The 24,590-nt window shown below is 71.6% G+C and carries 20 protein-coding genes and 1 riboswitch; of the genes, 13 read left to right on the plus strand and 7 right to left on the minus strand.

Annotation, left to right across the window (positions count from 1 at the left end):
- The first annotated feature begins 12 nt into the window (after positions 1–12).
- Positions 13–1,074, plus strand: a complete 1,062-nt coding sequence (locus tag ACFWFI_RS10070) for a CobW family GTP-binding protein (RefSeq protein ID WP_387387625.1) — start codon at positions 13–15, stop codon at positions 1,072–1,074.
- A gap of 33 nt (positions 1,075–1,107) precedes the next feature.
- On the opposite strand, the gene ACFWFI_RS10075 is transcribed toward ACFWFI_RS10070, so the two are convergent.
- Complete coding sequence (locus ACFWFI_RS10075) at positions 1,108–3,558, minus strand: DNA gyrase/topoisomerase IV subunit A (protein ID WP_387387627.1); 2,451 nt, start codon at positions 3,556–3,558, stop codon at positions 1,108–1,110.
- Positions 3,559–3,804: 246 nt separating this feature from the next.
- On the opposite strand from ACFWFI_RS10075, the gene ACFWFI_RS10080 reads away from it, so the two are divergent.
- From ACFWFI_RS10080 to ACFWFI_RS10095, 4 genes are all read left to right on the plus strand, one after another.
- Positions 3,805–5,166, plus strand: a complete 1,362-nt coding sequence (locus tag ACFWFI_RS10080) for a M16 family metallopeptidase (RefSeq protein WP_387387628.1) — start codon at positions 3,805–3,807, stop codon at positions 5,164–5,166.
- Between the two features lie 26 nt (positions 5,167–5,192).
- A complete protein-coding gene (locus ACFWFI_RS10085; protein ID WP_387387662.1) occupies positions 5,193–6,575 on the plus strand; it encodes a M16 family metallopeptidase in 1,383 nt (460 codons plus the stop codon).
- A 190-nt stretch (positions 6,576–6,765) separates the two neighbouring features.
- Positions 6,766–6,934, plus strand: a riboswitch (cyclic di-AMP (ydaO/yuaA leader).
- A 12-nt stretch (positions 6,935–6,946) separates the two neighbouring features.
- Positions 6,947–7,738 (plus strand): M23 family metallopeptidase, encoded by a 792-nt coding sequence (locus tag ACFWFI_RS10090; RefSeq protein ID WP_387387629.1) that lies wholly within the window; start codon positions 6,947–6,949, stop codon positions 7,736–7,738.
- A gap of 223 nt (positions 7,739–7,961) precedes the next feature.
- Complete coding sequence (locus tag ACFWFI_RS10095; protein ID WP_387387631.1) at positions 7,962–8,666, plus strand: GntR family transcriptional regulator; 705 nt, start codon at positions 7,962–7,964, stop codon at positions 8,664–8,666.
- A gap of 173 nt (positions 8,667–8,839) precedes the next feature.
- On the opposite strand, the gene ACFWFI_RS10100 is transcribed toward ACFWFI_RS10095, so the two are convergent.
- Entirely contained in the window at positions 8,840–9,121 is a 282-nt protein-coding gene (locus tag ACFWFI_RS10100; protein ID WP_387387632.1) for an HPr family phosphocarrier protein, read from the minus strand.
- 165 nt (positions 9,122–9,286) lie between these two features.
- Here ACFWFI_RS10100 and ACFWFI_RS10105 point away from each other — a divergent pair, with 165 nt between their 5' ends.
- The 4 genes from ACFWFI_RS10105 (at position 9,287) to ACFWFI_RS10120 (ending at position 14,750) form a co-directional block, all read left to right on the plus strand.
- Positions 9,287–12,199 carry a bifunctional acetate--CoA ligase family protein/GNAT family N-acetyltransferase gene (locus ACFWFI_RS10105; protein WP_387387634.1) on the plus strand — a complete coding sequence of 971 codons (2,913 nt, stop codon included), beginning with the start codon at positions 9,287–9,289 and terminating at the stop codon, positions 12,197–12,199.
- Positions 12,200–12,260: 61 nt separating this feature from the next.
- Positions 12,261–12,857, plus strand: a complete 597-nt coding sequence (locus tag ACFWFI_RS10110; protein WP_387387635.1) for a DUF5998 family protein — start codon at positions 12,261–12,263, stop codon at positions 12,855–12,857.
- Positions 12,857–14,044: an alkaline phosphatase family protein gene (locus tag ACFWFI_RS10115; protein ID WP_387387637.1), complete on the plus strand. Its 1,188-nt coding sequence runs from the start codon at positions 12,857–12,859 to the stop codon at positions 14,042–14,044. The genes ACFWFI_RS10110 and ACFWFI_RS10115 overlap by 1 nt, the downstream gene beginning before the upstream one ends.
- A gap of 55 nt (positions 14,045–14,099) precedes the next feature.
- Positions 14,100–14,750 (plus strand): thymidine kinase, encoded by a 651-nt coding sequence (locus ACFWFI_RS10120; RefSeq protein WP_387387638.1) that lies wholly within the window; start codon positions 14,100–14,102, stop codon positions 14,748–14,750.
- Between the two features lie 102 nt (positions 14,751–14,852).
- Here the strand turns inward: ACFWFI_RS10120 and ACFWFI_RS10125 are convergent, their stop codons facing one another.
- On the minus strand, positions 14,853–15,629 hold the full coding sequence (locus ACFWFI_RS10125) for a VOC family protein (RefSeq protein WP_387387639.1): 777 nt from the start codon (positions 15,627–15,629) through the stop codon (positions 14,853–14,855).
- A 239-nt stretch (positions 15,630–15,868) separates the two neighbouring features.
- Here ACFWFI_RS10125 and ACFWFI_RS10130 point away from each other — a divergent pair, with 239 nt between their 5' ends.
- Positions 15,869–16,696, plus strand: a complete 828-nt coding sequence (locus ACFWFI_RS10130; protein WP_387387640.1) for a sulfurtransferase — start codon at positions 15,869–15,871, stop codon at positions 16,694–16,696.
- 83 nt (positions 16,697–16,779) lie between these two features.
- On the opposite strand, the gene sepH is transcribed toward ACFWFI_RS10130, so the two are convergent.
- Complete coding sequence (gene sepH / locus ACFWFI_RS10135) at positions 16,780–17,844, minus strand: septation protein SepH (RefSeq protein WP_387387642.1); 1,065 nt, start codon at positions 17,842–17,844, stop codon at positions 16,780–16,782.
- 496 nt (positions 17,845–18,340) lie between these two features.
- On the opposite strand from sepH, the gene ACFWFI_RS10140 reads away from it, so the two are divergent.
- Positions 18,341–19,321: a RodZ family helix-turn-helix domain-containing protein gene (locus ACFWFI_RS10140; RefSeq protein ID WP_387387643.1), complete on the plus strand. Its 981-nt coding sequence runs from the start codon at positions 18,341–18,343 to the stop codon at positions 19,319–19,321.
- Positions 19,322–19,346: 25 nt separating this feature from the next.
- On the opposite strand, the gene ACFWFI_RS10145 is transcribed toward ACFWFI_RS10140, so the two are convergent.
- Complete coding sequence (locus ACFWFI_RS10145) at positions 19,347–20,666, minus strand: D-arabinono-1,4-lactone oxidase (RefSeq protein WP_387387644.1); 1,320 nt, start codon at positions 20,664–20,666, stop codon at positions 19,347–19,349.
- Positions 20,626–21,870 carry an MFS transporter gene (locus ACFWFI_RS10150; protein WP_387387646.1) on the minus strand — a complete coding sequence of 415 codons (1,245 nt, stop codon included), beginning with the start codon at positions 21,868–21,870 and terminating at the stop codon, positions 20,626–20,628. Before ACFWFI_RS10150 ends, ACFWFI_RS10145 begins: the two co-directional genes overlap by 41 nt.
- A gap of 125 nt (positions 21,871–21,995) precedes the next feature.
- On the opposite strand from ACFWFI_RS10150, the gene ACFWFI_RS10155 reads away from it, so the two are divergent.
- Together ACFWFI_RS10155 and ACFWFI_RS10160 are read left to right on the plus strand one after the other, a co-directional pair.
- Positions 21,996–23,120, plus strand: a complete 1,125-nt coding sequence (locus tag ACFWFI_RS10155; protein WP_387387648.1) for a ferrochelatase — start codon at positions 21,996–21,998, stop codon at positions 23,118–23,120.
- Positions 23,121–23,195: 75 nt separating this feature from the next.
- Positions 23,196–23,996 (plus strand): inositol monophosphatase family protein, encoded by an 801-nt coding sequence (locus ACFWFI_RS10160; RefSeq protein WP_387387649.1) that lies wholly within the window; start codon positions 23,196–23,198, stop codon positions 23,994–23,996.
- Positions 23,997–24,098: 102 nt separating this feature from the next.
- Here the strand turns inward: ACFWFI_RS10160 and ACFWFI_RS10165 are convergent, their stop codons facing one another.
- Positions 24,099–24,272 carry a hypothetical protein gene (locus ACFWFI_RS10165; protein ID WP_164992724.1) on the minus strand — a complete coding sequence of 58 codons (174 nt, stop codon included), beginning with the start codon at positions 24,270–24,272 and terminating at the stop codon, positions 24,099–24,101.
- Between the last annotated feature and the right edge of the window lie 318 nt (positions 24,273–24,590).

The raw sequence follows: 24,590 nt of genomic DNA on the forward strand, positions 1-24,590 counted from the left end.
AGGAAGGCCCCGTTGACCCCGCCCCGCGCCCCGCAGATCCCGGTCGTCGTCCTGGCGGGTTTCCTCGGATCAGGCAAGACGACGCTGCTCAACCATCTGCTCCGCAACAGGGCGGGAAACCGGATCGGTGTCGTCGTCAATGACTTCGGGTCCATCGAGATCGACGCCATGACCGTCGCGGGACAGGTCGGTTCCACGGTCTCGCTGGGCAACGGCTGCCTGTGCTGCGCCGTCGACGCGAGCGAGCTCGACAACTACCTGGAGACGCTGACCGGGCCGGCCGCCCGGCTCGACGTGATCGTCATCGAAGCGAGTGGTCTCGCCGAGCCCCAGGAACTCGTACGGATGCTGCTGGCCAGCGACAATCCGCACATCCGGTACGGGGGACTGGTCGAGGTCGTCGACGCCGCCGAATTCCCTGCCACGCGGGAGCGCCACCCCGAGATCGACCGCCACCTCGCGGTCGCCGACCTGATCGTCCTGAACAAGACCGACCGGGTCGCGGAGGCCGAACTGAGGGCCGTGAGGGAGGCGGTCGACACGGCGGGCGGAAGGGCGGCGGTCATCTGCTCCGCCTACGGGAGGATCGACCCGGAGCTGCTCTTCGACCCCGTGCTGAGGCCGGACGCGGACGACGCCTTCCGCCAGCTGACGTTCGAGGATCTGCTCCCCGAGGCCGACCGCACGCACGAGGAGCATCTGCACGCGGCATACGAGAGCGTCTCCTTCACCGCGGACGTGCCGCTAAGTCCTCGCCGCTTCATGGCGTTCCTCGACTCCAGGCCCGCGGGCCTCTACCGGATCAAGGGATTCGCCGACTTCGGCGCGGGTGACCCCGGCAACCGGTACGCGCTGCACGCCGTCGGCAGGTTCCTGCGCTTCGTGCCTCAGCGCTGGTCCCGCGACGAACCGCGGCGGACCCAGCTCGTGCTGATCGGCTCCGGTATCGACTCCGAGGCACTGCACAAGGAACTCGACGACTGCCGGGACGCGTGGCAGGACGCCACCGAGGAGCTCGAGCGCAGCATGTGGGGCGTCCTGCGGTACGTGCGGCAGCCGGACGACGAGGCCTGAGGCCCCCAGGGGCTCTCGCCGTCCGGCGGTGTCCTACAGCGGTCCGGCGATCACCGCGACCGGGCTCGTCAGCGGCGTTCCCGAACCGTCGCGGCGCGGATCGGGGGCCGGCAGCTCGGCCGGTGCGCCGTTCTTCTGCGCCGCCCGCGCCGGGGTCTCGCCGGCCCAGGCGAACACCAGGACGTCCTCCCCCTTGAGGAAGCGCTGGCAGCGCACCCCGCCGGTGGCCCTGCCCTTGCGTGGGTACTGGTCGAACGGGGTCAGCTTCCAGGTCCGCTCGGAGTCGTCCAGCGTGCCGTGCGAGCCGGCGACGGTGAACACCGCGGCGTCCGCCGAGGGAGCCACCGCGTTGAACGAGAGAACAGTGGCGCCCGCCGTGAGCTTGACGCCCGCCATGCCGCCCGCCTGGCGTCCCTGCGGACGCACCGACGCCGCCGGATAGCGCAGCAACTGCGCGTCGGACGTGATGAAGACCAGGTCCTCCTCGCCCGTACGCAGCTGTGTCGCACCGACGATCCGGTCACCGTCCTTCAGCGAGATGACCTCCAACTCCTCCTTGTTGGCCGGGTAGTCGGGCACCACACGCTTCACCACCCCCTGCAGGGTGCCGATGGCCAGGCCGGGCGACTCCTCGTCCAGCGTGGTGAGGCAGATCAGCTCCTCGTCCGCCTCCAGCGTGAGGAACTCCGCGACCTGTGCCCCGCCCGACAGGTTCGGAGCCGCATGGGTGTCCGGCAGCTGTGGCAGGTCGATCACCGAGAGCCGGAGCAGCCGTCCGGTGGACGTCACCGCACCCACGTCACCGCGTGCCGTGGCAGGGACGGCCGACACGATCGCGTCGTGCTTCGTCCTCCTCGCGTCCTCGGCCTGGACGATCGGGTCGGCATTGGCCGTACGGGCCAGCAGGCCTGTCGACGACAGCAGCACCTGGCACGGGTCGTCGGCGACCTCCAGCGGCACGGACGCGACCTGCGAACCCGAGGACTCCAGCAGGACCGTGCGCCGGTCGGTGCCGAACTTCTTCGCCACCGCGGCCAGTTCCGACGAGACCAGCTTGCGCAGCTCGGCGTCCGAATCCAGGATCGCGGTCAGCTCAGCGATCTCCCCGGTGAGCTTGTCGCGCTCGGTCTCCAGCTCGATCCTGTCGAAGCGCGTGAGCCTGCGCAGCGGGGTGTCCAGGATGTACTGGGTCTGGATCTCGCTCAGCGAGAAGCGCTCCATCAGGCGCTCCTTCGCCTGAGCCGAGTTGTCGCTGTCCCGGATGAGACGGATGACCTCGTCGATGTCGAGCAGCGCCACGAGGAGGCCCTCGACCAGGTGAAGCCGGTTGCGGCGCTTGGTCCTGCGGAACTCGCTGCGCCGGCGCACCACATCGAAGCGGTGGTCGAGATAGACCTCGAGGAGCTCCTTGAGCCCGAGGGTGAGCGGCTGCCCGTCGACCAGCGCCACGTTGTTGATGCCGAAGGACTCCTCCATCGGCGTCAGCTTGTAGAGCTGCTCCAGCACGGCCTCCGGCACGAAGCCGTTCTTGACCTCGATCACGAGACGCAGGCCGTGCGCCCGGTCCGTGAGGTCCTTGACGTCCGCGATGCCCTGGAGCTTCTTCGAGCCGACCAGGTCCTTGATCTTGGCGATCACCTTCTCCGGGCCGACGGCGAAGGGCAGTTCCGTGACGACGAGGCCCTTGCGGCGGGCCGTGACGTTCTCTATGGCGACCGTGGCACGGATCTTGAACGTGCCGCGCCCGGCGGCGTAGGCGTCCTTGATGCCGCCGAGGCCGACGATCCTGCCACCGGTGGGCAGGTCGGGGCCCGGGACGAAGCGCATCAGCGTCTCGAGGTCGGCGCCCGGGTGCCGGATGAGGTGGCGGGCGGCGGCGATGACCTCGCCGAGATTGTGCGGGGGCATGTTGGTCGCCATGCCGACCGCGATCCCGGAAGCGCCGTTGACCAGGAGGTTCGGGTACGCCGCCGGGAGGACGACCGGCTCCTGCTCCTGGCCGTCGTAGTTCGACTGGAAGTCGACGGTGTCCTCGTCGATCGACTCCGTCATCAGTGACGTGGCGTCGGCCATCCGGCACTCGGTGTACCGCATGGCGGCGGGCGGGTCGTCATTGCCGAGTGAGCCGAAGTTGCCGTGCCCGTCGACGAGGGGCAGGCGCATCGAGAACGGCTGTGCCATGCGCACCAGTGCGTCGTAGATCGACGCGTCACCGTGCGGGTGCAGTTTGCCCATCACTTCGCCGACGACGCGTGCGCACTTCACGTAGCCGCGGTCGGGGCGGAGCCCCATCTCGTTCATCTGGGACACGATGCGGCGGTGCACGGGCTTCATGCCGTCACGGGCGTCGGGCAGAGCCCTGGAGTAGATCACCGAGTACGCGTACTCGAGGAAGGAGCCCTGCATTTCGTCGACGACGTCGATGTCGAGGATCTTCTCCTCGAAGTCGTCCGGCGGCGGGGTTTTCGTGCTGCGGCGGGCCATCGCGGCTGCGACTCCTTCACAGATTCTGTCGGGCAACCTCAGGTTCTGACGCCGACCATTGTGGACCGCCGTTCTGACAACGCCGACCTCGACCCGTCCGAAGCGGCCCACAGCGCCTCCGCGGAGGCACTGTTTACGGCAGCATCTACGACAACATTCACCCGACGGGAACTTCGCCAGGTGCCCGTGCGCTTGCCTAGAGTGGCAGGTCCGGCAGGAAATCCTGTACCGATCGAAGGGACGTACATGCCCATGGGTCACACGGCCACAGCCCAGGCCGGTTCCGGCGGCTTGACGGCGACCGAGCACCGTCTGGCCAATGGCCTGCGCGTGGTGCTCTCCGAGGACCATCTGACCCCCGTCGCCGCGGTGTGCCTCTGGTACGACGTCGGCTCCCGCCACGAGGTCAAGGGACGCACGGGTCTGGCTCACCTTTTCGAGCACCTGATGTTCCAGGGCTCGGGCCAGGTCAAGGGGAACGGGCACTTCGAGCTGGTGCAAGGGGCCGGTGGTTCCCTGAACGGGACGACCAGCTTCGAGCGCACCAACTACTTCGAGACGATGCCCACGCACCAGCTGGAGCTGGCCCTGTGGCTCGAGGCCGACCGGATGGGCTCGCTGCTCGCCGCGCTCGACGAGGAGTCCATGGAGAACCAGCGGGACGTCGTGAAGAACGAGCGCCGCCAGCGCTACGACAACGTCCCGTACGGCACGGCCTTCGAGAAGCTCACCGCGCTCGCCTACCCGGAGGGCCACCCGTACCACCACACGCCGATCGGCTCCATGGCCGACCTGGACGCGGCGACCCTGGAGGACGCGCAGGCGTTCTTCCGCACGTACTACGCGCCGAACAACGCGGTGCTCTCCGTCGTCGGGGACATCGACCCGGAGCAGACGCTCGCCTGGATCGAGAAGTACTTCGGCTCCATCCCCTCCCACGACGGCAAGCAGCCCCCGCGCGACGGCACACTGCCAGGCATCATCGGCGAGCAGCTCCGCGAAGTGGTCCAGGAGGAGGTGCCCGCGCGTGCGCTGATGGCCGCCTACCGGCTGCCGCACGACGGCACGCGCGAGTGCGACGCCGCGGACCTGGCGCTGACCGTGCTCGGCGGCGGCGAGTCGTCCCGGCTGCACAACCGCCTGGTCCGACGCGACCGTACGGCCGTGGCCGCGGGATTCGGGCTGCTCAGGCTGGCCGGCGCGCCCTCGCTGGGCTGGCTGGACGTCAAGACGTCCGGTGGCGTCGAGGTGCCGCAGATCGAGTCGGCCGTCGACGAGGAGCTCGCCCGGTTCGCCGAGGAGGGCCCCACGGCGGAGGAAATGGAACGCGCGCAGGCGCAGTTGGAGCGCGAGTGGCTGGACCGGCTGGGCACGGTCTCCGGCCGCGCGGACGAACTGTGCCGGTACGCCGTCCTGTTCGGTGACCCGCAGCTCGCCCTGACCGCGGTGGGCCGCGTCCTCGACGTGACGGCCGACGAGGTCAAGGCCGCCGCCCGGGCGCACCTGCGCCCCGACAACCGTGCGGTCCTGGTCTACGAGCCGGTCGAACCGGCCGAGGAGACCGACGAGACCGACGGCACCGACGCGCACGAGGGGGCCGAGAAGTGACCGACGCCGCCGTGACTGGAGTAGCGATGGAGTACCACCCGCAGCCGACCGCCGGCGAGGCAAGGCCCTGGGCCTTCCCCGCGCCCGAGCGCGGCGCCCTGCCCAACGGGCTGACAGTGCTGCGCTGCCACCGCCCCGGCCAGCAGGTCGTCGCCGTGGAGATCTTCCTCGACGCTCCGCTGGACGCCGAGCCCGAGGGCCTGGACGGTGTGGCCACGATCATGGCGCGCGCACTGTCCGAGGGCACGGACAAGCGCTCCGCGGAGGAGTTCGCCGCCGAGCTGGAGCGGTGCGGCGCCACGCTGGACGCCCACGCGGACCACCCGGGTGTCCGCGTCTCCCTGGAGGTCCCGGTCTCCCGGCTGGCCAAGGCCCTCGGCCTGGTCGCCGAGTCCCTGCGGGCCCCGGCCTTCGCGGAGAGCGAGGTCGAGCGCCTGGTGGGCAACCGGCTCGACGAGATCCCGCACGAGCAGGCCAACCCGGCCCGGCGGGCCGCCAAGCAGCTCTCCAAGGAGCTCTTCCCCGCGACGGCGCGGATGTCGCGTCCGCGCCAGGGCACCGAGGAGACGGTCCGGCGGATCGACGCCGCCGCCGTACGCGCCTTCTACGACGCCCATGTCCGCCCGTCCACCGCGACGGCGGTCGTCGTCGGGGACCTCACGGAGGTGGACCTGGACTCGCTGCTCTCCGACACCGTCGGGGACTGGTCGGGCAACGCCGGCCAGGCCCGGCCCGTGCCCCCGATCACCGCGGACGACACCGGCCGTGTGGTCATCGTGGACCGTCCCGGAGCCGTGCAGACGCAGCTGCTGATCGGCCGGATCGGCGCGGACCGGCACGACAGCGTGTGGCCCGCCCAGGTCCTCGGCACGTACTGCCTCGGAGGCACCCTCACCTCCCGGCTGGACCGCGTGCTGCGCGAGGAGAAGGGCTACACCTACGGTGTCCGGGCCTTCGGACAGGTGCTGCGCTCGACGGCGCCCGGGTCCTCGTCCGGGGCGACGGGCGCCGCGATGCTCGCCATCAGCGGCTCCGTCGACACGGAGTCCACAGGCCCGGCGCTCGACGACCTGTGGAAGGTCCTGCGCACCCTGGCGGCCGAGGGGCTCACCGACGCCGAGCGCGAGACGGCCGTGCAGAACCTCGTGGGCGTCGCCCCGCTGAAGTACGAGACGGCCGCCTCCGTCGCGGGCACCCTCGCCGACCAGGTGGAGCAGCACCTGCCGGACGACTACCAGGCCGAGCTGTACGCGCGCCTGGCCGAGACCGGCACGGTCGAGGCGACCGCCGCCGTGGTCAACGCGTTCCCGGTCGACCGGCTCGTCACCGTCCTGGTCGGGGACGCCGCACAGATCGCGGAGCCCGTGAGGGCACTCGGCATCGGTGAGGTGTCGGTCGTCACCGGCTGACAGAGCGGGACATGACGGACCCCGGCGAGTCCCTCTCGCCGGGGTTCTGTCATTTGTCCGCTTTGCGGAAAAGTGTGCTTTTCGTCCTGTGGGATGTGCGACAAAAGGCCCTTTCCGTTTGGTGCGTGAAAGCGGCCCGCTCTAGCGTCGGCCCGGCTGTCCGCCAGACGAATGCCGCGCCCGCGGCGCCGGACAGTCATCGCCGAGTCCCCGTCAGGCGCGAGCCTGGGGAGCCGGGGACCCATGAAGTCCCTGGGGTGAATCGGATCTCTGTACCTCGTCGGAGGCCCAGGGGCCCGTAGGAGACCTTCCTGCTCCGAACCCGTCAGCTAACCCGGTAGGCGAGAAGGAAGGAAAGGACCAGCCCCTCCATGGCGTTCATCCGTGCCACCGGGAAGCACCGTGCCCCGAGCCGCCTGACGCGCAAGAGCGCCAAGGTCGCCGGCATCGCCGCCCTGGCCACCACCGGCGTCATCGGTGCCACGGCCTCCCCGGCCCTCGCCGCGGACTCCGAGGTCACCGCGGGCAGCACCGGTCTGACCCAGACCGTCGCCCTCGACACCACCCTCGCCGCCCAGATCGAGGCGCAGGCGAAGGTCCAGCAGCACCAGGCCGAAGTCGCCGCGAAGGCCGCGGCCGAAGCGAAGGCCAAGGCGAAGGCCGAGGCCGAGGCCAAGCGCAAGGCGGAAGCCCGCGCCAAGGAGGCCCGCGAGGAGAAGGCGCGCGCCGCACGCGCCGCCGAGCGCGCCCGGCTCAACTCCTTCCACCTCCCGGTCGCCGGTTCGCACGTCACCACCGGGTACAAGTCCGGTGGCGCCCTCTGGTCCTCCGGCACCCACTCCGGTGTCGACTTCCAGGCCGCGTCCGGCACCTCCGTCGTCGCTGTCGGCGCCGGCACGGTCGTCGAGGCCGGCTGGGGCGGCGCGTACGGCAACAACATCGTGCTCAAGATGAAGGACGGCACGTACACCCAGTACGGCCACCTCTCCTCGATCGGCGTCTCCGTCGGCCAGAGCGTCGGCTCGGGCGAGCAGATAGGCATCTCCGGCTCGACCGGCAACTCCACCGGGCCGCACCTGCACTTCGAGGCCCGGACCACCCCCGAGTACGGCTCGGACATGGACCCCGTCGCCTACCTCCGGGCCCACGGCGTCCAGGTCTGACCCCACCCCGCACGACACCGCTCCGACGAAGGCCCCGGCACCCGCCGGGGCCTTCGCCGTGTCCCGGCCGAGATGCGTAGCGAAGCCCTCGCGGAAGTGCTCCCTGGCCAAAAGATATCCATGGATTCCACCCCGCCATCGGAAATTCCGGCCGGTTGCAATAGAGTCACAGAACAGGCGTCGATCGGCCGCGTTTCGCGGGGATTAAGGCGGAGGTTCGGACATGCGCATTCCCGCGCATTCGGTATGCACGGCAATCCGTGACGACATCGTCTCCGGTGTCTTCGAACGGGGCAGCCGCCTCACCGAAGAGGTGCTCGCGCGTCGGTACGGCGTCTCCCGTGTCCCCGTGCGCGAGGCGCTGCGCACCCTGGAGTCCGAGGGGTTCGTCGTCACCCGCCGGCACGCCGGCGCCTGTGTCGCCGAGCCCACGGAGCAGGAGGCCGCCGACCTCCTGGAGATCCGCATGCTCCTGGAGCCCCTGGGCGCCGCACGCGCGGCGCAGCGCCGCACCGAGGCGCACCTCAAGGTGCTACGCGGCCTGGTCAGGCTGGGTCAGGAGCGGGTGCGCAGGGGGGAGGGGGAGGATCTGCGCTCCTTGGGCGGCTGGTTCCACGAGACGCTGGCCCAGGCCTCGGGCAGCCCCGCGCTGATCGCGCTCCTGACCCAGCTCCGGCACAAGATCGCCTGGATGTACGTCGTCGAGCAGCCGGCCCGCCCCGCGGACTCATGGGCCGAGCACGGCGCCCTTGTCGACGCCGTGGCCCGCCGTGACGCGGAGCGGGCCAGGGCGCTCGCCACCCAGCACGCCGAGCGGGCCACCGCGGCCCATCGGCTGCGACGCACGGACCGGCCGGGGCACGCGGCGGGCGCGGCGCGGGTGAGGACTTCGCAACACCCCGTAAACATCGCGGGAGTCCGCCATTAACAAATGCGCCGTATACAAAGAGGGTAATTATCGAAGGGCTTTCTTTTTGCTGCCCTGATTCAGGCTTTATGGCGCCCTGTATGCCGCGGATCAGGAAACAGAAAAGCCGCGGCTTCCCGGTGGGGGAGCCGCGGCTGTTCCGCAGAAATAATTCCGGTCCGGAACGGCCGGAATCAGACGGTCTCCGGGAGCTCCTCGAGCCCCTCGGCGACCAGCTTCGCCAGACGGTCCAGGGCGACCTCGGCGTTGTCCGCCTCGGACGCGAGCACGATCTCCTCGCCGCCGTGGGCGCCGAGGCCGAGCACCGCGAGCATGGAAGCGGCGTTCACCGGGTTGCCGTCCGCCTTGGCGATCGTGACGGGGACGCCGGAGGCCGTGGCGGCACGGACGAAGATGGAAGCGGGGCGGGCGTGCAGGCCCTCGGCCCAACCGACGTTGACGCGGCGCTCAGCCATGGTTCTGCCCTTCACGTAACGATGAGTTGTCTAGACCAGTCTCTCATGCAGTGCGGACTGCTGTGCCCGGCGTCGCCGCCGGCCGCTCGCCGCCCGCCGGCTCCCCTCAGCGTGGCCCTGCCGCGATCCCGCCGCGACCGGTGTCCCGGGCCGTAGGCTTTGCCCATGGAGCCCACTCCGGAGCAGAGTCCGCATCACGCGTACCCCGACCACTGGGAGGCGGACGTGGTGCTCCGAGACGGTGGCACCGCGCGTATCAGGCCCATCACCACGGACGATGCCGAGCGGCTGGTCAGCTTCTACGAGCAGGTGTCCGACGAGTCGAAGTACTACCGCTTCTTCGCCCCGTATCCACGTCTCTCCGCCCGGGACGTGCACCGCTTCACCCATCACGACTACGTCGACCGGGTGGGGCTGGCCGTAACGATCGGCGGCGAGTTCATCGCCACCGTCCGCTTCGACCGGATCAACGAGCAGGGCAGGCCCGCCTCCGCACCCGCGGACGAGGCGGAGGTCGCCTTCCTCGTGCAGGACGCCCACCAGGGACGCGGCGTGGCGTCGGCCCTTCTCGAACACATCGCGGCGGTGGCCAGGGAGCGGGGTATCCGCCGCTTCGCCGCCGAGGTGCTGCCTGCCAACAACAAGATGATCAAGGTGTTCCGGGACGCGGGGTTCACCCAGCAGCGCAGCTTCGAGGAGGGCTCCGTCCACCTCACCCTCGACCTGGAACCCACAGCCGAGTCACTCGCCGTCCAGCGTGCCCGTGAACAGCGGGCCGAAGCGCGCTCCGTCCAGCGGCTGCTGGCCCCGGGGTCCGTCGCCGTCATCGGCGTCGGCCGCGCGCCCGGCGGCGTGGGCAGGACGGTACTGCGAAATCTCCTCGGCTCCGGCTTCACCGGACGCACGTACGCGGTGAACACGTCCTTCGCCGCCGACCTGGGAACGGTCGAAGGGGTGCCCGCCCACCGCTCCGTGGGCGAGATCGGCGAACAGGTCGATCTCGCGGTCGTCGCCGTCCCCGCCGACCGGGTGCCCGAGGCCGTCGCCGACTGCGGGGAACACGGGGTCCAGGGCCTCGTCGTCCTCTCCGCCGGCTACGCCGAGCGCGGCGCCGAAGGGCGGGAGCGGCAGCGGGAACTGGTCCGGCAGGCCCGCTCGTACGGCATGCGCATCATCGGCCCCAACGCCTTCGGCATCATCAACACCTCCGACGCGGTCCGCCTCAACGCCTCCCTCGCCCCGGAGTCGCCCAAGGCCGGGCGCATCGGGCTCTTCACCCAGTCCGGCGCCATCGGGATCGCCGTCCTGTCCGGTCTCCACCGAAGGGGCGCCGGGCTGTCGGCCTTCATCTCCGCGGGCAACCGGGCCGACGTCTCCGGCAACGACTTCCTGCAGTACTGGTACGAGGACCAGGGCACCGACGTCGCCCTGCTGTACCTCGAATCACTCGGCAATCCGCGCAAGTTCACCCGGCTCGCCCGCCGGACGGCCGCCGTGAAGCCCGTGGTCGTGGTGAAGGGCGCCCGGCACAGCGGGACCAATCCGCCGGGTCACGCCGTACCGGTGAGCCGTATCCCCGACGCGACGGTCTCCGCGCTGATGCGCCAGGCGGGCGTGATCCGCGTCGACACCGTGACGGAGATGGTCGACGTCGGCCTGCTCCTCGCCGGCCAGCCCCTGCCGGACGGCCCCCGGGTGGCGATCCTGGGCAACTCGGAGTCGCTCGGCCTCCTCACCTACGACGCCTGCCTGGCGGAGGGGCTGCGCCCGCGCCCGCCCCGCGACCTCACCACGGCGGCGAGCCCGCAGGACTTCCGGCACGCGCTGGCCGAGGCGCTCGCCGACCGTACGTGCGACGCCGTGATCGTGACCGCGATCCCCTGGGTGGGGGAGAACGGCGAGGCGGAGACGGGTGACGGTGAGGTCCTGGCGGCCGCACTGCGCGAGGCGGCGGCCACCGGCCCGGCGAAGCCGGTGGCCGTGGTGCACGTGGAGATGGGCGGCCTCGCGCAGGCCCTCGCCGCCGCGACGAGCACGGCCACGCCCCGGCCCGCCGCCCCCGCCGCCGCTCCGGAGCCGCAACGCATCTCCTCCCCGCCCTCCTCCGGCACTCCGGGTGCGGGTGCGCCCAGGACCGGCGCCCCGGCACCGGCCGCGCCGGGAAAGGGCGGGAGCGTCACCGGTCACCCCGGGCCCGCCGTCGGGCGGATGCCCGCCTACCCCGCCGCCGAGCGAGCCGTCCGCGCGCTCGGCGAGGTGGTGAAGTACGCCCAGTGGCGGCGCCACGCGGCGTCCCCCGGCAAGGTGCCCGAATTCCTGGACGAGACCATCGACGAGCACGGGACCGCCGGGCTGATCGAGACACTGCTCGGCCCGAGCCCCGACCGCCGTGGCCGCCCGCTCACCCACGACGAGGCCCGCGAGCTGCTCGCCCGCTACGGCGTCACCGTGCTGCCGGCGCTCCCGGCCCCCGACCCGGAGGCCGCCGTAGCCGCCGCCGCGAAGCTCGGATATCCAGTGGCCCTCAAGACCACCGCACCCCATCTCCGGCACCGCGCCGACCTCGGTGGTGTCCGGCTCGATCTCGCCAACGAGAACGCACTGCGCCGGTCGTACGAGGAACTGACGGATCTGCTCGGCACGCCCGCCGAACTCCGGCCCGTCGTCCAGGCCATGGCACCCAGGGGCGTCGACACCGTCGTCAGGGCGTCCATCGACGCGGCCGCCGGTGCCGTCCTCTCCTTCGGCCTGGCGGGTGCGCCCTCCGAGCTGCTGGGTGACACGGCACACCGTCTCGTGCCCGCCACCGACCGCGACGCCGCCGAGCTGATCCGCTCCATCAAGGCGGCGCCGGTGCTGTTCGGCTGGCGCGGCTCCGCACCGGCGGACACCGCGGCGCTCGAGGAGCTGCTCCTGCGGGTGTCCCGGCTGGTCGACGACCACCCCGAGGTGGTCTCGGTCGCCCTGGAACCCGTTGTCGTGGCCACCCACGGCCTGACGGTGCTCGGGGCGAGCGTCCGGCTCGCCCCGCCGCCCGCCCGAAGCGATCTCGGCCCCCGCAGGCTCCCCAGCTACTGACCGCCCACGGACCCGCGCACGGAGTCCCCGGCAGTCACCGGCCCCCCGTAGGATGGTCCTCATGGCAAAGACCGGTACGACGACCCAGGGGCTGCGCGCGGCGATCGAGCGCAGCGGCTACTACCCGGCCCTCGTGGCCGAGGCGGTGGAGGCCGCCGTCGGCGGGGAGCCGGTCGCTTCGTACCTGGTGCACCAGGAGACCACCTTCGACTCCAACGAGGTCCGCCGCCATGTCACGGTCCTCGTCCTGACGGACACCCGCTTCATCGTCAGCCACACCGACGAGCAGGCCGCCGACACGAGCTCCCCGACGCCCTACGCCACGACGTCCACCGAGTCGGTCAAGCTCGACCGGATCTCGTCCGTCGTGGTCAGCCGCGTCGTCGCCAACCCCGAGAAGTACGTGCCCGGCACGCTGCCCCGCGAGGTCGTCCTGACCATCGGCTGGGGTGCCGTCTCCCGTATCGACCTCGAGCCCGCGGCCTGCGGTGACCCCAACTGCGAGGCCGACCACGGCTACACCGGCAGCTCCACCGCCGACGACCTGAGCCTGCGCGTCAGCGAGGCCGGGGACGGCCCGGACACGGTACGCCAGACCCTTGCCTTCGCCCAGTCCCTCTCCGAGGCCACGGCCGCGACCGCGTCGACCGCCCGCTGATGGTCCAGCCCGCCTGGCAGGACCCCGTTCTGCTCGCTCCCGAGGCCGCGCCCGTACCCGAGTACGGCACCGGCTCGCTCGCCGATCTGCTGCCGACGCTCGTCGCGGGGCAGGGTGTACCCGGCTTCGAGGCGAGGATCCCGGAGCTCACACCCGCCGACCGGAACTGCGTCTTCCTGATCGACGGGCTCGGCTGGGAGCAGATCAAGGCCCACCCGGACGAGGCGCCCTTCCTGCACTCGCTGCTCCCCACGTCTCGCGGCGGCACGGGCCGCCCGGTCACCTCGGGCTTCCCGTCGACGACGGCGACCTCGCTCGCCTCGGTCGGCACGGGCCTGGCCCCCGGCGAGCACGGCCTTCCCGGTTACACGGCGCGCAACCCGGACACGGGCGCGCTCATGAACCAGCTCCGCTGGAGGCCGTGGACCGACCCCAAGGCCTGGCAGCCGTACCCGACCGTCTTCAAGCTCGCCGACGCGGCCGGCGTACGCACGGCTCAGGTCTCCGCCCCCAGCTTCGAGCAGACCCCCCTGACCGAGGTCGCGCTCAGCGGCGGTTCCTTCCTCGGCCGGCTCACCGGCGAGGACCGGATGGACCTGGCCGCCGAACGGCTCGCCGCCGGTGACAGGTCCCTCGTCTACACGTACTACAGCGAGGTCGACGGCCAGGGACACCGCTTCGGCATCGACTCCGACTCATGGCGGGGCCAGTTGATGTACGTCGACGGGCTCGCCCGGCGCCTCGCCGAGCAGCTGCCGCCCCGCTCGGCGCTGTACATCACCGCCGACCACGGCATGATCGACATCCCGTTCGACGAGGAGTCCCGCATCGACTTCGACGAGGACTGGGAGCTGAGCGCCGGAGTCGCCCTGCTGGGCGGCGAAGGACGCGCCCGCCATGTGTACGCGGTCCCCGGTGCCCAGGCGGACGTGCTGACCGTCTGGCGCGAGGTGCTCGGGGAGCAGTTCTGGGTGGCGAGCCGTGACGAGGCCATCGCGGCGGGCTGGTTCGGCCCGCGGATCGACGAGCGGGTGTACGGCAGGATCGGCGATGTGGTGGCGGCCGCCCGGGACGACGTGGTGATCACCGCTTCGGTCAACGAGCCCCACGAGTCCGCGATGGTGGGCATGCACGGTTCGCTGACGCCCGTGGAACAACTGGTCCCGCTCCTCGAAGTACGCTCGTAGCCGTCGTTTTCCGTTCCCCGCACCGCCCCCACCTCTGAAAGGCGCGCACCTTCTCATGCCCGAGCTCGTGTTCTTCTCCGGAACGATGGATTGCGGAAAGAGCACCCTGGCCCTCCAGATCGGCCACAACAGGTCGGCGCGCGGTCTGCAGGGAGTGATCTTCACCCGGGACGACCGGGCGGGGGAGGGGAAGCTGTCGTCGCGGCTCGGCCTGGTGACGGAGGCGGTCGAGGCCGCACCCGGAATGGACCTGTACGGCTACCTCGTGAGCCGGATGTCCAAGGGGGACAAGGTCGACCATGTGATCGTGGACGAGGCCCAGTTCCTCGCTCCGGAGCAGATCGACCAGCTGGCCCGGGTCGTCGACGACCTCGGTCTCGATGTGTTCGCCTTCGGCATCACCACGGACTTCCGCACCAAGCTCTTCCCCGGCTCGCAGCGGCTGATCGAGCTGGCGGACCGGCTGGAGACGCTCCAGGTCGAGGCCATGTGCTGGTGCGGTGCCCGCGCCACGCACAACGCCCGGGCGGTCGGCGGGGTGATGGTGGTCGAGGGGGAGCAGGTCGTCGTCGGCGATGTCGACCGGCCGGCCGCGGAGATCGGCTACGAGGTCCTGTGCCGCCGTCACCACCGTCGCCGCATGACGAGTGCCGCCTCCCACGCCGGTGCGCTGTCGCCGGACGTGCTGCCGGTCAACCACGGCTGACCGCCCGGGGGAACATGGGTGGCTCTGGTCAACCACCGTGCGGGCCGGGCCGGTTGGGTGGTTCCGTGCGCGCCGTCACCGGCGAGGCTGTGCGCGAACAGCTCAACTGCCGGGCGGCCGGACGAGCGTGAACACCGCGCCCTCAGGATCCGCCACCGTGGCGAGCCGGCCGCTGGAAGCCTCGCGCGGTGGGTGCAGCACGTGTCCGCCGAGCTCCACCACGCGTGCCGTCGCCTCGTCGGTGTCGGCGACCTGGAAGTAGGTCATCCAGTGGGGCCCCCGGTCGCGCGGCAGGGCGTGCCCCACACCGTGCAGGGCGGCCACCGGACGGCCCTGGAGGTGCAGTGTCTGGTAGTCGAAGTCGGCCGAGACGACCGCCTCGGTCTCGAATCCGAACACGGCCTGGTAGAACTTGGCGACCGACGCGGTCTCCCGGGTCACCAGCTCGTTCCACACGGGGGTGCCCGGTGTGCCCGCGAGGGCCGTACCGAGGTGCTCGGCGGCCTGCCAGACACCGAAGACCGCGCCGCTCGGGTCGGACGCGAGCAGGAGGCGTCCCGCGTCCCCGGCGTCGAGGGGGCCGACGGCCACCGTCCCGCCGCACGAGCGGATCGCCTCCGCCGTGACATCCGCGTCCTCGGTGGCGAGATAGGTCGTCCAGGCGATCGGGAGATGCCGGTCGGGCGGCAACTGTCCGATGCCGGCGACCTCCTTGCCGCAGAGCAGCGCCCGGACGTACGGCCCCAGCTGGTCGGGTCCGGGCCGGAACTCCCAGCCGAACAACCGGCTGTAGAACTCCTGGGTCGCGGTCAGGCCGTGCACGATCAGACTCACCCAGCACGGTGCTCCGGGCGTGCGCCGGGTGGCAGCCTCGGTCATCTTCTTCTCTCTCCTCGTACCATCGGGGTGGCCGTACGGGAGGACGGGGCCTGCACGGCCTCCAGCGGTACGGATACGGGTGCGTACGCTCCGTGCAGATGCTCGCACCACTGAGGCTCCGAGGCACCCCGGCCGCGCCGCGTTTTCCGGCTTCCGCTCACGCCGAAGCCCGTTTTGATGCGGTACATCCAATTCGGTGCGACGTCATCGCGGGCGGCCCCTGCGCGAAGATGGCACCCATGAAGCCCATCATCACCGCATCCGAATACATGAGCGAGTCGGCAGGGCCGCGCCCGCCGGTGCTCCTTGACATCCGCTGGCAGCTCGGCGGGCCGAACGGCCGCGCCGACTACGAGGCCGGGCACATCCCCGGCGCGGTGTTCATCGATCTCGACTCCGAGCTCGCGGGCCCGGCGGGCAGCGGTGGCCGTCATCCCCTGCCGGACCCGGAGGCCTTCGGAGCCGTCATGCGGCAGGCGGGCGTCGGCCGCGAGACCCCTGTGGTGGTCTACGACGGAGGCCAGGGCTGGGCGGCTGCCCGCGCGTGGTGGCTGCTGCGCTGGACCGGACACCTCGATGTCCGTGTGCTGGACGGTGGTCTCGCCGCATGGACGGGTGAGCTCTCGACCGGCGTTCCGAAGCCCGCCGAGGGTGACTTCCGGCCACAACCGGGCGCGCTCGGCCTCCTGGACGCGGACGGCGCCGCGGAGCTCGCCCGCGCCGGACTGCTGCTCGACGCACGAGCCGCGGAGCGTTACCGGGGGGACGTGGAACCGATCGACCGCGTCGGCGGCCACATCCCGGGTGCGGTATCCGCGCCGACCACGCAGAACGTCGGCGAGGACGGGCGCTTCCTGCCCGCCGGTTCGCTCGCCTCCCGGTTCTCCGCCCTGGGTGCGGACGGCGACACTCCTGTCGGCGTCTACTGCGGCTCCGGCGTCTCGGGTGCCCATGAGGTACTGGCGCTGGAGCTCGCCGGACACCGGGCCGCCCTGTACGCAGGGTCCTGGTCGGAGTGGTCCTCGGACGAGTCCCGCCCCGTCGCCACGGGGCCGGAGCCCGCCTGACGCGGCCGGCATCCGGACGGAGCGAGGGCCCGTACGGCGTCGCGTACGGGCCCTCCTCATGCCACGGACCTCCCGGCGGATCCTCAGTCCTGCTTCTTCCGGCGTGTGCCGAAGACGATCTCGTCCCAGCTCGGGACCGCCGCCCTGCGACCGGGCCGTACGCCGTCGGCCTCGGCCTGGCGGTCCGTCGTCCCGGTCAGCCGGTCCCGGTGGCCCGCCACCGCGCGAGGCATCAGTACGTCGGCGTAGGCGGAACCCGCACCTGCGGACGCCGCCGCGGCCGGGGGCTCGTCCGCCTCGGGCTCCTGCTGCGGCGCGGGCTCGAGCGCGGGCGGTTCCGGCTGCGAGGGCCGCTCCGGGACGACCATGTCGCCGCGGAAGCTCGGCACCGCCTCCAGGAGGCTGGTCAGCGAGTCGCGCTCGCCGGCGGACACCCCGCCGATGCGCTCCTCCGGCTCCGGCGCCGGGGGAGCGGGACGCTCGATCTGGCGGTCCAGCGCGCGGTCCAGCGGCCGGTCGCGCGGAAGCCGCGCGATCCGGGGCACGAAGGGGAAGCTCGGCTCCGGTGCCGCGACGTCGTCGGTCTCGCCGATCAGCGAGCGCGCCTCCGCGTCCACGGCCTGGACCAGCCGCCGCGGCGGGTCGTACGTCCAGCTCGCGGAGTGCGGTTCGCCCGCGACGCGGTACACCAGGAGGACCTCCCAGGTGCCGTCGTCCCGGCGCCAGGAGTCCCACTGGACGGTTTCCCTGTCGGCGCCACGCAGCAGCAGGCGCTCCTGCACCGCCTCGCCGAGCTGGGGGCCGGTGTTCTCGCCGGGACGGCGCACAGGAGTCTTCCGGGCGCGCTCGGCCATGAACGCACGCTCCGCGAGCACGGGGCCCTCGAAGCGGCGTACCCGGTCCACCGGGATGCCGGCGAACTGGGCGACCTCCTCGGCGGAGGCGCCGGCACGTATACGCGCCTGGATGTCGCGAGGGCGGAGATGGCTCTCCACCTCGATCTCGATCTGGCCGAGCCGGGCGCGGTCATTGCGCACGGCGGCACGCAGCCGCTCATCGATCGGAAGCGTGTACTCCGTGCTGTCCGCAGCCTTGAGCACCAGTCGTGTGCCGTCGTTTGAGACGGCCACGACACGCAGTTCGGGCATGGGAACCTCCCGGGTGGTGCCTGCCGACGTCACGTGCGTCGCTGCTTCCGCTAGTCGAGTGTGACCTGCCCGGGTTCGGCCTGCCACAACCTTGCCAAGTAACCCGGCGTGTCGGGCCTTGGCCCTGGACGCCACGATGGCACGGTTACCTGTTTGCGACGCACGGCGACCGGATGGTCGCTGCATGTAGCAGGCGCCCGTGCGATGCCGCGGCGCCGCCGGTTCGGGTGCCGCCTTCGGCCCCCTCCCGGAAGTTCCGGATTCCCATGCGGGAGTCCGGCCCCAGGGCTCGCCACAGTACTCCATTCGGGCCACGTGGGTGGACCGGCGCGCCGCCGAAGTTCTCACGGGGCACGGGAGTTGGGTTACCCCGTTGTTCGCGATATGCCCTCGATGCGTGTGCTGCTTCACAAAATCTCCAGAATCGGAACTATCTGATTCGCTCAAATGTCCCTTCCTGGTGCAAGGTGGGCTAGTTGTCGAGCAGGGGCAGATCATGGTTCAGAAGCCGCAGAGTGATGCGGAACGCAAGGAAAGGCGCATAGATCTGAGCCTGCCGCAGGTTGCGGGCAGCGCCGTCGCGGCGGTCGCGGCGGCCGTCATGGCCTCGCAGCTCGGTGTTTACGGAACCATCGCCGGCGCGGGCGTGATGAGCGTGGTGGCCACCTGCGGTGGCTCGGTCTTCCAGCACTTCTTCCGTCGTACCGGTGAGCAGATCCGCGAAGTCACCGTCCAGGTGAAGCATCCGGCGGGCCGTCAGGTGACGGTGCGGACCAGGGAGACGTATCCCGCGCCGCAGCGGCCGGAGGACGACGCCACGAGGGCCCTGCGGACGGTGGAGCCCGGAGCGGACCGCACGACGGTTCTGCGACAGTTCCGGCCGTCCGAGGCGAACCCCGGCGAGGCGTACCGGGGAGACCCACGCCCCGGCGACGCGATCACGGGCGACTCCTACTCGGATGCCCGTACGCACGGCACTCGCGTCCGTGGCTGGAAGCGATCGGCCCTCGCGGCCACCGGTGTCTTCGTCCTGTCGATGGCCGGCATCACCGTGTACGAAATGGTCTCCGGCCACGATCTGGGTGGCAACGGACGGACGACCATCGGCTCCGTCGTGGGCGGCGAGCGCCACGGGGGGACGACCTCGCCGTCGCCCTCGGACAGCACGGGCCAGGAGGACGACTCGGACCAGGGTGACCAGGGGAACGACGGGAACGTGCCGAGCAGCGGGAGCACGACGACGCCCGGCACGGACCCGGACGAGGACGGCGGCGCGCAGCCCGATCCCTCCGCCGGCGACGGTTCGGCCACGGACCCCACCCCCACGCCCTCGGCGTCCGGCGGGGCCTCGACTCCGGAGGCCACCGCCCCGGCGACGCCGGGCGACGACGGCACCACTCCGGCCGCCCCTGACCCGACCGGGGCCGACGAGGTCCCGGACCAGCAGGGCGGGGCCGGGACGGACACTGACCGGTGATCCGGTCCTGTCCGCCTCCGCGGGCTCAGTCCCCGAGCACGCGCCGCAGGTAGTCGTTGGCGAACAGCCGGTCCGGGTCGAGCCGGTCGCGTACGGCCGTGAACTCGCCGAACCGGGGGTAGGCCCCGGCCAGGTAGCCGGAGTCCCTGGTGTGGATCTTTCCCCAGTGCGGGCGGCCGTCGTATCCCGTCATGATCCGCTCGACCGCCGTGAAGTACGCCTGGTACGGCGTGCCGCGGTACAGGTGCACCGCGATGTACGCGCTGTCCCGGCCCGAGGCCGTGGAGAGCGCCATGTCGTCCGCGGGCGCGGTGCGGACCTCCACCGGGAAGCTGATCCGCAGCGGTGAGCGCTCCACCATGGCCTTGAGCTCGCGCAGGGCCGCGACCGCCGCCTCGCGCGGCAGGGCGTACTCCATCTCGACGAAGCGCACCCGCCTGGGGCTGGTGAACACCTTGTACGGGATGTCGGTGTACGTACGGGCCGAAAGGGCGCGGCTGGAGATCCTGGCGATGGAGGGGATGGCCATGGGGACCGCCCGGCCGACCGAACAGGCGACCTGGAAGATCCCGTTGGAGAGGAACTCGTCCTCGATCCAGCCGCTGACCCGCCCGGGCGGAGCGGCGGGGCCCGCGCTGCGGTTGTTGCGCTTGGTGTTGCAGTTGCCGGTGTGCGGGAACCAGTAGAACTCGAAGTGCTCGTTCTCGGTGACCAGCTGATCGAAGTCGGCTGTGACCCGGTCGAAGGTCATCGGCTCCTCGCGGGCCGTCAGCAGGAAGACCGGTTCCACGGCGAACGTGACCGCGGTGACCACGCCGAGCGCCCCGAGCCCGATGCGGGCCGCCGCGAAGACGTCCGGGTGCTCCTCGGCCGAGCAGCGCAGCACCGTGCCGTCGGCCGTGAGCAGCTCCAGCGCGCGGATCTGCGCCGAGATCGACGCCGAGTCGCGGCCGGTGCCGTGGGTGCCCGTGGACGTGGCCCCGGCGACCGTCTGCTCCATGATGTCGCCCATGTTGGTGAGGGAGAGGCCCTCACGGGCGAGCGCGGCGTTGAGGCGCTTCAGCGGGGTGCCGGCCTCGACCGTCACGGTCATCGCCTCACGGTCGACGCCTCGGATCCCGGTGAGCAGATCCGGGCGTATGAGGACCCCGTCCGTGGCCGCGGTCGCGGTGAACGAATGACCGGTGCCGACGGGCTTGACCGTCAGTCCGTCCTCGGAGGCCCTACGGAGCACCTCGGCGAGTTCGTCGACGGAGGCGGGGGACTCCACGCGTACGGGCCGGGCCGTGACATTGCCCGCCCAGTTACGCCACGTGTTCGCCGTCCGTGCGTAGGTGTCGGTCATCTTCCCCGCGCCCTCCCGTAGGCACCGGCTCCGCGAGCCGGCGGTACCCCAGGAGCCCCACCGCGGCCGCGAGCGCTCCCGCCACGGCGGGCACCGCGTACCCCGCCTCGGCCCCGGAGGCGTCGACCACCCAGCCTGCGGCGGAGGAGCCGAGCGCCACTCCGACGGCGAGTCCGGTACTGGTCCAGGTCATGCCCTCGGTCAGCTGGGTGCGCGGTACGTGCTGTTCGACGAGGGCCATGGTGGTGACCATCGTCGGTGCGATGGCGAGGCCCGCGACAAAGAGCGCCACGGCCAGGAACGGCAGGCTCCCGGCCAGTTGGAGGGGGATCATACTCACGGCCATCGCGCACACCCCCACCAGCCACCTGGTGGACGGCTTCCCCCGCAGGTGCAGCAGACCGAAGACCGCTCCGGCGAGACAGGAGCCCAGGGCGTAGACCGCGAGCACGAGGCTGGCCGCCGCCTTGTGGCCGCGCTCCTCGGCGAAGGCCACCGTCACCACGTCCACCGCTCCGAAGATCGCCCCGGTGGCGACGAAGGTCATCACCAGCACCTGGAGTCCGGACGAGCGCAGTGCCGAGCCGCCCGTGTGGTGCTCCTTCGGATGCGGCCTGGGCTCCGTGGCCTGCTGGGACGTCAGCCAGAAGACGCCCACCACCAGGAACCCGCCGGCCAGCAGTGGGCCGGCCTCCGGGAACCAGGCGGTGCACAGACCGATGGAGACGATAGGCCCGAAGATGAAGCACACCTCGTCGACGATCGACTCCCAGGAGTACGCGGTGTGCAGCTGCCGCCCGGAACCCCGGTAGATCTCGGCCCAGCGGGCCCGGACCATCGACCCCACGCTCGGGACACAGCCCGCGCCCGCCGCGAAGACGAACAGGGTCCAGTCGGGAAGCCGCTGCTGGGCGCAGACCAGCAGCCCCGCGACCGACGCGGCCGCGAACAGCGTGACGGGGCGCAGTACACGGCGCTGCCCGTACCGGTCGACCAGCCGAGAGACCTGCGGGCCCATGACGGCCGCCGCCATGGCGAGCGTCGCGGAGAGCGCCCCCGCCAGCCCGTAGCGGCCGGTGAGCTGGGAGACCATCGTCACCACGCCGATCCCCATCATGGACAGCGGCATCCGGCCGAGGAATCCGGCCGCGGAGAACCCACGGCTTCCGGGGGCGTCGAAGATGGCGCGGTAGGGGCTGGGCAAGGGGGAGCTCCGGGGAAGCCTGTCAGGTGTGCAGGGGGCTGACACAGCTTACGGGCGGCCGCTGCCACCCGGACCCGGGCGGTGGCGGTTGCCGCGCTGTCGGCGGCGGGTGGCAGGATCGGGGCATGTCCGATCTGCGTGATCCCGCTCCCTACGACGCTCTGCTGCTGCTGTCCTTCGGCGGTCCCGAAGGCCCTGACGACGTGGTCCCGTTCCTCGCGAACGTGACGCGCGGCCGGGGCATCCCCGAAGAACGGCTCAAGGAGGTCGGCAAGCACTACTTCCTCTTCGGCGGAGTGAGCCCGATCAACGCGCAGAACAGGGCGCTGCTGGACGCGCTGCGCAAGGACTTCGCGGATCACGGCCTCGAACTGCCGGTGTACTGGGGCAACCGCAACTGGGCTCCGTACCTCACCGACACCCTCCGCGAGATGATCACGGACGGCCACCGCCGGATCGCCGTGCTCGCCACCAGCGCCTACGCCTCGTACTCCGGCTGCCGTCAGTACCGCGAGAACCTGGCGGAGTCACTCTCCGCACTGGAGGCGGAAGGGCTCCCGGTGCCCCGGGTGGACAAGCTGCGGCACTACTTCAACCACCCGGGCTTCGTACGGCCCATGGTGGACGGCGTGCTGGCGTCGCTGGCCGACCTCCCCGAGGACGTCAGGGCGGGGGCGCACCTCGCGTTCACCACGCACTCCATCCCGACCGCCGCGGCCGACACCTCCGGGCCGGCGGAGACGCACGGCGACGGCGGCTCCTACGTGGCCGAGCACCTGGACGTCGCCCGGCTGATCACCGAGGCCGTGCGCGAGGAGACCGGCGTCGACCACCCCTGGCAGCTCGTCTACCAGTCGCGCAGCGGCGCCCCGCACATCCCGTGGCTGGAGCCCGACATCTGCGACCACCTGGAGGCACTCCACGGCGACGGAGTCCCGGCGGTCGTCATGGCGCCCATCGGCTTCGTCTCGGACCACATGGAAGTGCTGTACGACCTCGACACGGAGGCCACCGCGAAGGCCGCCGAGCTCGGACTGCCGGTGCGCCGCTCCGCGACGGTGGGCGCGGACCCGCGGTTCGCCGCAGCCGTGCGGGAGCTCGTACTGGAGCGCGCCGCCGCCGAACAGGACCGCCCGGTCGCGCCGTGTGCCCTGGGCACGCTCGGCCCCTCCCACGACCTCTGCCCGGTCGGCTGCTGCCCGGCCAGGGCACTCAAGCCGGCCGCCGCGGGGGCCGACAGCCCGTTCTAGCCGCAGCCGTCCGCCTTCCCGCCGCGCGGGCGCCGACAGGCCCGTCCCGGCCCACGACACCACCTCTGGAGCGTTGTGACCGACCCCCTCCTGTCCGAACTGCTCGACCTCGCCCTGGAGGCGGCCCGCAGAGCCGGCGCGCTGCTGCGTGACGGCCGTCCCGCCGACCTCGGGGTGGCCGCGACGAAGTCCAGCCCGATCGACGTCGTCACCGAGATGGACATCCGGGCGGAGAAGCTGATCACCGGCTACCTGTCCGAGCACCGCCCCGCCGACGGCTTCCTCGGCGAGGAGGGCGCCAGCGCCGAGGGCAGCAGTGGGATCCGGTGGGTCATCGACCCGCTCGACGGCACGGTGAACTACCTCTACGGCCTCCCGACCTGGGCCGTCTCCATCGCCGCCGAGCGCGACGGCGAACGGGTCGTCGGCGTGGTCGAGGCCCCGATGCGCCGCGAGACGTTCCACGCGGTGCTCGGCCGCGGCGCGTACGGGAACGGGGACGCACTGCGCTGCCGCCCCACGGCACCCTTCGACCAGGCTCTGGTGTCGACCGGTTTCAACTACGTCACGGAGGTCCGCACCCATCAGGCGGCCGTGGCCCAGCAGCTGATCCCGCGACTGCGGGACATCCGGCGCGGGGGATCGGCGGCCATCGACCTGTGCGACGTGGCGGCCGGCCGGCTCGACGGCTACTACGAGCGCGGACTGCACCCGTGGGACGTCGCGGCCGGTGATCTCATCGCCCGGGAGGCAGGTGCCCTGACCGGAGGAAGGCCCGGACGGCCGGCGGACGGTGACCTGACCGTCGCGGCGACGCCGGGGGTCTTCGAGCCGCTGCAGGCGCTCCTCGAGGAACTGGGAGCCTGGCACGACTGACCGAACGCCCTCCCTGAGCCTGCTGAGGCACCCAGGGAGGCCGTCGGCACAAGAGAGGGCCCCGGAGAGCCATGACAGCTCCCGGGGCCCTCTCGTGGCGGCTCAGACGCTTGTGGCGCCGATTTCCACGCCGTGCTCGGCGGCGAGGCGATGCAGGTCGTCAAGCTCTCCCTGCTCGACATCCGCGAGGAAGTCGTCGCCCGTCTCGCGAGCCCTCGTGAGGTCGGACTCGGTGGTCTTGATTCGTTGCAGCAGACCTGCGGTGAAAGCGTCCATGAAGCGCCCCCTCATCGTGGGTCGGTGGCACGGGGGTGTGCCCGGTGGTCCCCCGGCGCGCAGGCCGGGGTGCGGGTGATCACGCAGTCCCTCTGGAAGCAGGACGGGCTGTGGTACGCCACATACATGGCGTGATCGCGGGGTGTGAGAGCGTCCTCCCCGCCGCCGGTCCGCGAGAAACCTCAACTGGCCCGGAAATCCGATCAATTCCCTGGAGTGACGGTCCGGGCCGCGCCGTCTTACCGCCGGTTTATGCGCGTTGCGGGCAGGATGGACGCGCACAGTCGGTGCCGCTGACGTGCAGCGAGCGGCCGGAAC

Origin of the sequence: Streptomyces sp. NPDC060209 (assembly GCF_042728155.1) — a bacterium.
Lineage (GTDB): Bacteria > Actinomycetota > Actinomycetes > Streptomycetales > Streptomycetaceae > Streptomyces.

Bases quoted from the DNA above. Each gene is read 5' to 3' on its own strand.
- ACFWFI_RS10110 (WP_387387635.1), top strand. From the start codon at position 12,261: ATGGCAAAGACCGGTACGACGACCCAGGGGCTGCGCGCGGCGATCGAG.
- ACFWFI_RS10080 (WP_387387628.1), top strand. From the start codon at position 3,805: ATGCCCATGGGTCACACGGCCACAGCCCAGGCCGGTTCCGGCGGCTTG.
- ACFWFI_RS10125 (WP_387387639.1), bottom strand. From the start codon at position 15,629: ATGACCGAGGCTGCCACCCGGCGCACGCCCGGAGCACCGTGCTGGGTG.
- ACFWFI_RS10095 (WP_387387631.1), top strand. From the start codon at position 7,962: ATGCGCATTCCCGCGCATTCGGTATGCACGGCAATCCGTGACGACATC.
- ACFWFI_RS10165 (WP_164992724.1), bottom strand. From the start codon at position 24,272: ATGGACGCTTTCACCGCAGGTCTGCTGCAACGAATCAAGACCACCGAG.
- ACFWFI_RS10100 (WP_387387632.1), bottom strand. From the start codon at position 9,121: ATGGCTGAGCGCCGCGTCAACGTCGGTTGGGCCGAGGGCCTGCACGCC.
- ACFWFI_RS10075 (WP_387387627.1), bottom strand. From the start codon at position 3,558: ATGGCCCGCCGCAGCACGAAAACCCCGCCGCCGGACGACTTCGAGGAG.
- ACFWFI_RS10130 (WP_387387640.1), top strand. From the start codon at position 15,869: ATGAAGCCCATCATCACCGCATCCGAATACATGAGCGAGTCGGCAGGG.
- ACFWFI_RS10155 (WP_387387648.1), top strand. From the start codon at position 21,996: ATGTCCGATCTGCGTGATCCCGCTCCCTACGACGCTCTGCTGCTGCTG.
- ACFWFI_RS10145 (WP_387387644.1), bottom strand. From the start codon at position 20,666: ATGACCGACACCTACGCACGGACGGCGAACACGTGGCGTAACTGGGCG.
- ACFWFI_RS10085 (WP_387387662.1), top strand. From the start codon at position 5,193: ATGGAGTACCACCCGCAGCCGACCGCCGGCGAGGCAAGGCCCTGGGCC.
- ACFWFI_RS10140 (WP_387387643.1), top strand. From the start codon at position 18,341: ATGGTTCAGAAGCCGCAGAGTGATGCGGAACGCAAGGAAAGGCGCATA.
- ACFWFI_RS10120 (WP_387387638.1), top strand. From the start codon at position 14,100: ATGCCCGAGCTCGTGTTCTTCTCCGGAACGATGGATTGCGGAAAGAGC.
- ACFWFI_RS10115 (WP_387387637.1), top strand. From the start codon at position 12,857: ATGGTCCAGCCCGCCTGGCAGGACCCCGTTCTGCTCGCTCCCGAGGCC.
- sepH (WP_387387642.1), bottom strand. From the start codon at position 17,844: ATGCCCGAACTGCGTGTCGTGGCCGTCTCAAACGACGGCACACGACTG.
- ACFWFI_RS10090 (WP_387387629.1), top strand. From the start codon at position 6,947: ATGGCGTTCATCCGTGCCACCGGGAAGCACCGTGCCCCGAGCCGCCTG.
- ACFWFI_RS10105 (WP_387387634.1), top strand. From the start codon at position 9,287: ATGGAGCCCACTCCGGAGCAGAGTCCGCATCACGCGTACCCCGACCAC.